At 70.9% G+C, this 7,533-nt stretch carries 7 protein-coding genes; 2 read left to right on the plus strand and 5 right to left on the minus strand.

The annotated features are described in order from the left end of the window. The 4 genes from AC5LUJ_RS18465 to AC5LUJ_RS18480 form a co-directional block, all read right to left on the minus strand. A partial coding sequence (locus tag AC5LUJ_RS18465; protein ID WP_493465367.1) for a DUF5313 family protein occupies positions 1-495 on the minus strand: 495 nt, incomplete at its 3' end. 88 nt (positions 496-583) lie between these two features. Next, complete coding sequence (locus AC5LUJ_RS18470) at positions 584-2,356, minus strand: acetyl/propionyl/methylcrotonyl-CoA carboxylase subunit alpha (protein ID WP_493465368.1); 1,773 nt, start codon at positions 2,354-2,356, stop codon at positions 584-586. Between the two features lie 336 nt (positions 2,357-2,692). After that, positions 2,693-2,944 (minus strand): acyl-CoA carboxylase subunit epsilon, encoded by a 252-nt coding sequence (locus tag AC5LUJ_RS18475; RefSeq protein WP_250282383.1) that lies wholly within the window; start codon positions 2,942-2,944, stop codon positions 2,693-2,695. A 131-nt stretch (positions 2,945-3,075) separates the two neighbouring features. Then, positions 3,076-4,683 carry an acyl-CoA carboxylase subunit beta gene (locus tag AC5LUJ_RS18480; RefSeq protein WP_445548268.1) on the minus strand — a complete coding sequence of 536 codons (1,608 nt, stop codon included), beginning with the start codon at positions 4,681-4,683 and terminating at the stop codon, positions 3,076-3,078. A gap of 146 nt (positions 4,684-4,829) precedes the next feature. Between AC5LUJ_RS18480 and AC5LUJ_RS18485 the strand changes: the two genes are divergently transcribed. Then, entirely contained in the window at positions 4,830-5,621 is a 792-nt protein-coding gene (locus AC5LUJ_RS18485; RefSeq protein WP_250282385.1) for a biotin--[acetyl-CoA-carboxylase] ligase, read from the plus strand. A 260-nt stretch (positions 5,622-5,881) separates the two neighbouring features. Then, on the plus strand, positions 5,882-6,412 hold the full coding sequence (locus AC5LUJ_RS18490) for a PH domain-containing protein (protein ID WP_250282386.1): 531 nt from the start codon (positions 5,882-5,884) through the stop codon (positions 6,410-6,412). An 81-nt stretch (positions 6,413-6,493) separates the two neighbouring features. Here AC5LUJ_RS18490 and AC5LUJ_RS18495 read toward each other — a convergent pair. After that, a partial coding sequence (locus AC5LUJ_RS18495; protein WP_493465369.1) for a hypothetical protein occupies positions 6,494-7,533 on the minus strand: 1,040 nt, incomplete at its 5' end.

The raw sequence follows: 7,533 nt of genomic DNA on the forward strand, positions 1-7,533 counted from the left end.
ATTTGTGTGATCGGCGGTCGCGCGGCCAGCGTCCTCGGGGCCGCTGTCCTCGTCCTCCTCGAGCGGGAACACCGGCGGGAAGCCATGTTGGACGAGGCGACGGTTGCGGAAGTAGCCGGCGGTGGCGAACCCCAGGCCGACCGCGATCGCCAGCAGGACGATCGCGATGGTGAGCCGGATGTTGAGGCGCCCGGGCAGCAGCGCGAACATGACGGCGAACGGCAGCATGAGCAACGGCGGCCGGGACGCCTGCCGGACGCGCCACCGCGGCCCGGTCAGGTCGTGGGAGACCCACTGGTTGTACCGCGGGGGCAGCGTCCCGCCCACCAGGTAGTAGATCCGGCCGGTCAGCGGTGGCCGCTCGGCCGGCGCCGGTCCGGCGGGCACCGGTTCTGACGCCGGTGCCGCGCCGCCCGGCCGCGCCGAGCTCCTCGCCGGCGGCGGGCAGGCCCCGCCCTGGTTCGTCCCGCTGTCGTCCGTGCCGTCGGTGCCCATGGCATCAGCCTACGAACTCCGAAGCCTGCGGACTCCGAAGCCTGCGAACTACGGACGAACCGGGCCGGGGCGGGCGAACCGCCGCCCGCTAGTCCTTGATCTCGCAGAGGACGGCGCCGCTGGAGACGACCGCGCCGACGGCCGCGGTCAGCCCGGTGACGGTGCCCGCCCGGTGCGCGGTGATCGGCTGCTCCATCTTCATGGCTTCCAGGACGACGACGAGGTCGCCGGCCTCGACGGTGTCCCCGTCACTGACCGCGATCTTGACGATGGTGCCCTGCATCGGGCTGGTCAGCTCGTTCCCGCTGGCCGCGCGGGCGGCCTTGGCACCGGACCGCCGCCGTGGCCGGGCCGCCGCCGGGCCGCCGGCCGCCACGCCGCCCGCCGCGGCCGCGCCGAAGCCCGCGGGCAGGACGACCTCCAGCCGCCGGCCGCCGACCTCGACGACGACCGACTCGCGGGCCGCCGGCTCGGTGTCGGCGTCCACCCCGCCGGTGAAGGCGGGGATGGTGTTGTCGAACTCGGTCTCGATCCAGCGGTTGTGCACCCGGAACGGCTCGGTGGCGTCGGCCGGGGCGAACGCCGGATCCCGCACGACGGCCCGGTGGAACGGCAGGACCGTGGCCAGGCCCTCCAGGACCGTCTCGTCCAGGGCACGGCGGGCGCGCTCCAGGGCCTCGGTGCGGGTCGCGCCGGTGACGATCAGCTTGGCGAGCAGCGAGTCGAAGGCCCCGCCGATGACGGCGCCGGACTCGACGCCGGTGTCGACGCGCACGCCCGGCCCGGTGGGCGCGACGAACCGGGTGACCGTTCCCGGCGCCGGCAGGAAGCTGCGGCCGGGGTCCTCACCGTTGATGCGGAACTCGATCGAGTGCCCCCGGGGGGTGGGGTCGACCGGGTCGAGCGTCTCGCCCTCGGCGATCCGGAACTGGGCCCGGACGAGGTCGATGCCGCTGGTCTCCTCGGTGACGGGGTGCTCGACCTGCAGCCGGGTGTTGACCTCGAGGAAGCTGATCGTCCCGTCCCGGCCGATGAGGAACTCGACCGTGCCCGCTCCCACATAGCCGGCCTCCCGGACGACCGCCCGGGACGCCTCGTAGAGCGAGCTGCGCTGCTCCTCGGTGAGGAACGGTGCCGGCGCCTCCTCGACGAGCTTCTGGTAGCGCCGCTGCAGGGAGCAGTCCCGGGTGCCGACGACGACGACCGTGCCGTGGGCGTCCGCGAGGATCTGGGTCTCGACGTGGCGGGGCTGGTCGAGGTAGCGCTCCACGAAGCACTCGCCGCGGCCGAAGGCGGCGGTGGCCTCCCGCACCGCGCTCTCGAACAGCTCGGGCAGCTCCTCGGCGCTCCAGGCGACCTTGAGCCCGCGGCCGCCGCCGCCGAACGCCGCCTTGATCGCGACCGGCAGTCCGTGCTGTTCGGCGAAGGCCACCACCTCGTCCGCGCCGGCGACCGGGTCGGGGGTGCCGGGCGCCAGCGGGGCGCCCACGGCAAGGGCGATGTGGCGGGCCGCGGTCTTGTCGCCCAGGCGCCGGATGGCCTCGGGAGGGGGCCCGATCCAGGTCAGCCCGGCCTCGATGACGGCCTCGGCGAAGTCGGCGTTCTCCGACAGGAAGCCGTATCCGGGGTGGACGGCGTCGGCGCCGCTGGCGCGGGCCGCGTCGAGAATCTTGTCGATCCGCAGGTACGAGTCGCCCGGTGTGCTGCCGCCGAGGGCGTACGCCTCGTCCGCGATGCGTACGTGCAGAGCGTCGATGTCGGGCTCCGCATATACGGCGACGCTGGCATATCCGGCGTCGCGGGCTGCCCGGGCGACCCGGACAGCGATCTCTCCCCGGTTGGCAATGAGGATCTTACGCACGTTTCTCCCGTCCTCGTTCAGCGTGGCTGAGTCTAGGCGAGTTCGGCGGCGCAGGCTGTTGTTCTGGCAATACTAAAGGAATCCTTGGGCGGGTCCTGTACCGCCGGGGCCGTGACCGCCGTGGTGGACTCGATGGCCGACATTGATCGGCTGGGTTTGTTGGCCGGGCCACTGCTTGCCGAGATCGCGTTGGTGGTGTAAGGAATCGATCATGAAAGGCGCCGGGGAATGTGTATCCCCGGCGTCCACAAAGCTGTCATTCCCGCTGTTTCGCGGGGCCGGCGCAGATGCCCGGCCCCGCGAAACGGTCGTTGATATCCAACTGTGATCAAATGATTACCAGTCGGCTCGGGTCCGGGTGCCCGGAGTGAATCCCGTCCAACGCCACCCGTCCGGCCCGGGACGCACGGTCTGCCGCAGTGTCGCGGACCGGTCCGACCAGGCCGAGGGGGGCGGGGCGGGGGCGGGAGCCGCCCCCGCCCGCAGGCAGAGCACCGCGACCAGGGCGGCTATCTCCTCGGCGGACGCGTTCGTCGGCACCACCTGTAGGTGCGGGCGGGGGGCGCGGACGTCGCCACCACTGCTCATCTGATCATCCTTTCGTGCCTGACGGCCCGTCCGCCAGCCCCGCCACCAGTGGGACGGCGGGACGGCGGGACAGCGGGACAGCGGGGTGCGGTGAACAGGCCGGGGCGTCCCGCGGGAGGGCGGCGGCAGGGTTACAGCGGGATGTTCCCGTGCTTCTTGGGAGGAAGCGACTCCCGCTTGGTCCGCAACAGCCGCAGTGCCCGGATCACCTCACGTCGGGTCTCCGACGGGAGAATGACCGCGTCGATATACCCGCGTTCGGCCGCTATGTACGGAGTGGCGAAATGCGAGGTGTAGTCGGCAATCAGCTCCGCGCGACGGGCGTCGGGATTCTCGGTGGCGGCGAGCTCACGCCGATAGATGATGTTCACGGCGCCCTGGGCGCCCATCACCGCGATTTCCGCGGTCGGCCAGGCCAGGTTGACGTCGGCCCGCAGGTGTTTCGAGCCCATGACGTCGTAGGCGCCGCCATATGCCTTACGTGTGATGATAGTCACTTTTGGCACTGTCGCCTCGGCATAAGCGTATATAAGCTTTGCGCCCCGGCGGATGATGCCGTTCCATTCCTGCGAGGTTCCGGGCAGGAAGCCCGGTACGTCGACCAGCGTGAGAATCGGGATGTTGAATGCGTCACAGGTCCGGACGAAGCGGGCCGCCTTCTCGCTGGCGTCGATATCGAGGGTGCCGGCGAAATGCATCGGCTGGCTGGCGACGATGCCGACGGAACGCCCGTCCAGCCGGCCGAACCCGCAGATCAGGTTCTGCGCGAACTGGGCGTGGACCTCCAGGAAGTCATCGTCGTCGAGCAGGTAGCCGATCACCGTGTGCATGTCGTACGGCGTGTTGGACGAGTCCGGGATGAACGTGTCCAGCTCCGGCGTGACCTCCGCCTCCACGTCGGCCACCTCGGCGAAGATGGGCGGGTCCGTCAGGTTGTTCGACGGCAGAAACCCCAGCAGCGCCTTGGCGGTCTCCAGGCAGTCGGCCTCGTCCGCGGCCTGGAAGTGCGCGACCCCGCTGCGGGAGTTGTGGGTGTGGGCGCCACCGAGCTCCTCCATGCCGACGTCCTCGCCGGTGACGGTCTTGATGACGTCCGGGCCGGTGATGAACATGTGGCTGGTCTGGTCGACCATCAGCGTGAAGTCGGTGATGGCCGGAGAGTACACGGCACCGCCGGCGCACGGGCCCATGATCAGTGAGAGCTGGGGGACGACGCCCGACGCCAGCACGTTGCGGTAGAAGATCTCGCCGTACAGCCCGAGCGCGACGACACCCTCCTGGATGCGCGCGCCGCCGGAGTCGTTGATACCCACCACCGGACAGCCGGTCTTCAGCGCCAGATCCATGATTTTCACGATCTTCTCGCCGAGGACCTCGCCGAGGCTGCCGCCGAAGACGGTGAAGTCCTGGCTGAACACACACACCTGGCGGCCGTCGACCGTGCCGTAGCCGGTCACCACACCGTCACCATACGGGCGGTTGCGGTCGAGGCCGAAGTCGTGCGCGCGGTGCCGGGCGAGGGCGTCCGTCTCGACGAAGGAGCCTGGGTCGAGGAAGGCATCGATCCGTTCACGGGCCGTCAACTTGCCTTTGGCATGCTGTGCGTCGACTGCCCGTTGAGAACCGGCATGTACCGCTTCGTCGATCACGCGCTTCAACTCGGCGATTTTGCCGGCAGTTGTGAGAGGATCGGGTACCGGATCGTGCGAGGGGCTCTGAGCGGGAACGGGAAGCGCCATGCCGGGCAGCGTACGGCCGTCGTGGCCTCCCGCGCTCGATTCTGCGACAACTACCTCTTGATCCGGGCGCGTGGCCGCGGTGCGATATGACTTTCAGCCGTCGGCGGTGAGGATGCGGTGGGATTCTGGCTGACATGTGGACATCGATGACGCGGCACCGGCGGTTTCCGCTGGACGCCGGTCTGCTCGCGGCCACGCTCGCCGGGGACGGCCTGAGCGTCCGGGTCGTCCAGGAGACCGGCTCGACCAACGCGGACCTCGTCGCCGCCGCGAAGACCGGTGCCGGCGAGGGCCAGGTGCTCGTCGCCGAGCACCAGTGGGCCGGTCGCGGGCGCCTCGACCGGTCGTGGACGTCGCCTTCGGGCGCGGGCCTGACCTTCTCCGTGCTGCTGCGGCCGGCCGTGCCGGCGGGCGCGCTGGGCTGGCTGCCGCTGGTCACCGGCCTGTCACTGGCCTCGACGCTGCGTGAGTTCGCGGGGATACCGGCGGGCCTCAAATGGCCGAACGACGTGCTCGTGGCCGGCGAGAAACTGGCGGGCATCCTCGCCGAGGCCATCCCCGACCGGGAGCGCTCCGGGACGGTCGCGGTGGTCGTCGGCATCGGCCTCAACGTCGACAACGACGTCGACGAGCTGCCGCCGGGGGCCACCAGCGTCGCGTTGCGCCAGCGGCAGGAGTCGCGGCCACTCGTCGGCCGGGGGGAACTGCTCATCGAGCTGCTGCGGGGGCTGGTCAGGGTGTACCGGCGCTGGCTCGTCGAGCCCACCGCCACCGCGGGCGCCTACCGGTCGGTGTGCGACACGCTCGGTCAGCGGGTACGGGTCGAACTGCCCGACGGGTCGGTGCTCACGGGTACCGCGACCGATGTGGACGATCACGGCCGGCTGGTCGTCGACGGGCGGGCGTTCGCCGCCGGGGACGTCGTCCACCTCCGCTGACGTCCCGGCCCGCACGCCCTCGTGCAGAGCCAACGCCGACGTTCTCCGGCGCCGGCATCCTCCGGCGCCACATCACCCGGTCGGCTCACGCGCCCCCGGGCGGAGCTACCGCCTCCTAAGCGGTAGGTTGTGGACGCGTACGAGGCCTGCCCGCGAGCTTCGGGCAGCCGCCCGTCGAGGGGCGCCTGCCATGGCCGTGTGCGGTATGTTTGTTCGCCCCCGTGGCTCCGGTCGTCCGGTGGCGGTGAGACCATCGCGGGGTGGGCTTCCCGGACAACATTCTGACCAGCGACGAACAGGTCGTGTTGCACCTGCATCCGCACTGGATCAGGCTGGCCGGGCCGGCAGCGGCCTTCGTCGTGCTTCTCGGCCTGACCCTCTTCGGCGTGCTGGCCGTCCCGGCGGGCTCGTTCCAGCAGGCCGCCCAGTGGCTGATCGTCGCGGCCGGGGCCGTGCTGCTCTTCTTCGCCAGCCTGCGGCCATGGCTGCGATGGGTCACCACACACTACGTGGTGACGACGGAACGGGTCGTCGTCCGCGAGGGGATCCTCTCCCACTACGGCCGGGACATCCCGTTGCTCCGGCTCAACGACGTCTCGTTCAGCCGTTCCTTCTGGGAGGGGCTGGTGGGATCCGGCACGCTCTCGGTCGAGAGCGGGGGACAACGCGGCCGGCTCGCGCTGGTGCACCTGCCCCAGGCCGAGGAGGTGTACGCCACGCTCTACCGGCTGGCCGAGGAGAACGCGGCGCGGCTGCGCGGCCCCGTCGACGACAGCGGTTACCCCCGCTAGCGGTCATTCTGTCAGTGGTCGTTCCTGTCAGTGGTTTTTCCCGCTGTTTCTCCGGTCGCTCCGGTCGGTTGCGCGGGCTGCTCAGGCCAACGGGTCGAACCCCTTCCACCACTCGAAGAGCGCCGTTGCGTCGGTGCTCTGGGCGGCAAAAGCGGTGAGATCGTTGTCGTAGCTCCAGAAAATCACGTAATTACCGCCGTCGTGAGCACACAGCAGCGATCCGACGTCCACATTCGGCCGGCTGGTCACGTGCCAGGTTTCAATACTGTTCTTGCCGGTACGGCAGGATCCGTCCTCGGTGATCTGTCTCGACCGGTAGTCGATGTCGTTACGCAGTGAGCCGCTGCTGTAGTAATGGAAGGCGCGTACCGGCGTTCCGTTACTCGACTGGCAGGTCAGGGACGCGTCTATGTCGGAATCCTCGTCGTCCGGGTTACCCGTGCAGCCGGTTATCTCGCTGGGATTCAGCGTCGCCTCCAGGTTGCTCTGGGCGGCGGTGAGGCTGCCGGTGGACCCGCCGCTCGGCGTCGCCGTGGCCGGGGTCGCCGACGGCCGCGCGGACGCCGACGGCGTGGCGCCCGTCGGCCCGGCGGGGATCACCGGCAGGGCCGGGCCGGCGGACGCCCCGCCTCCGGGCCTGTGCGAACCGGTCACGGTCAGCGCGATCACCGGGACGGCGACGGCGACCAGGACCGCGGCGACGATTCCGATGATCAGCCCGGTCCGTCTCGACGCCGGCCGTCCCGGCGGCCCGCCGGCCGGATACGGGCCCGGCTGGTACGGACCGGGCGGATAGCCGCCCGACGGATACCCGCCTGGCGGCGGATAGGAGCCGGGTGGGTAGCCGCCGGGCGGGGGATAGCCACCCGGCGGGGCGAAGCCGCCCTGGGGACTGGCCGGCGGATAGGGGCCCTGGGCGCCGGAGGCGGGCTGCCCGTACGGGTACCTGGCGGTGGGCGCGTACTCGTCGTGTGCTCCGGGCGTGTACGGCCCCCGCGGCCCGGACGGGTACGGCTCCTGTCCCCGGCCCGGATCCGCGTCGGGACCGGCCGCCGCCCGAGCCGGCCCGGTCTCCGGAAGGATGCGGGTCGAGCCGGGGCCGGGAGCAGGCTGCGCCGGGA

This window comes from Protofrankia sp. CiP1_Cm_nod3, from assembly GCF_982290655.1.

What these genes read in the sequence shown, in the direction of transcription:
- AC5LUJ_RS18475 (WP_250282383.1), bottom strand. Translation starts at nt 2,944, where the DNA reads ATGAGCAGTGGTGGCGACGTCCGCGCCCCCCGCCCGCACCTACAGGTG.
- AC5LUJ_RS18480 (WP_445548268.1), bottom strand. Translation starts at nt 4,683, where the DNA reads ATGGCGCTTCCCGTTCCCGCTCAGAGCCCCTCGCACGATCCGGTACCC.
- AC5LUJ_RS18485 (WP_250282385.1), top strand. Translation starts at nt 4,830, where the DNA reads ATGACGCGGCACCGGCGGTTTCCGCTGGACGCCGGTCTGCTCGCGGCC.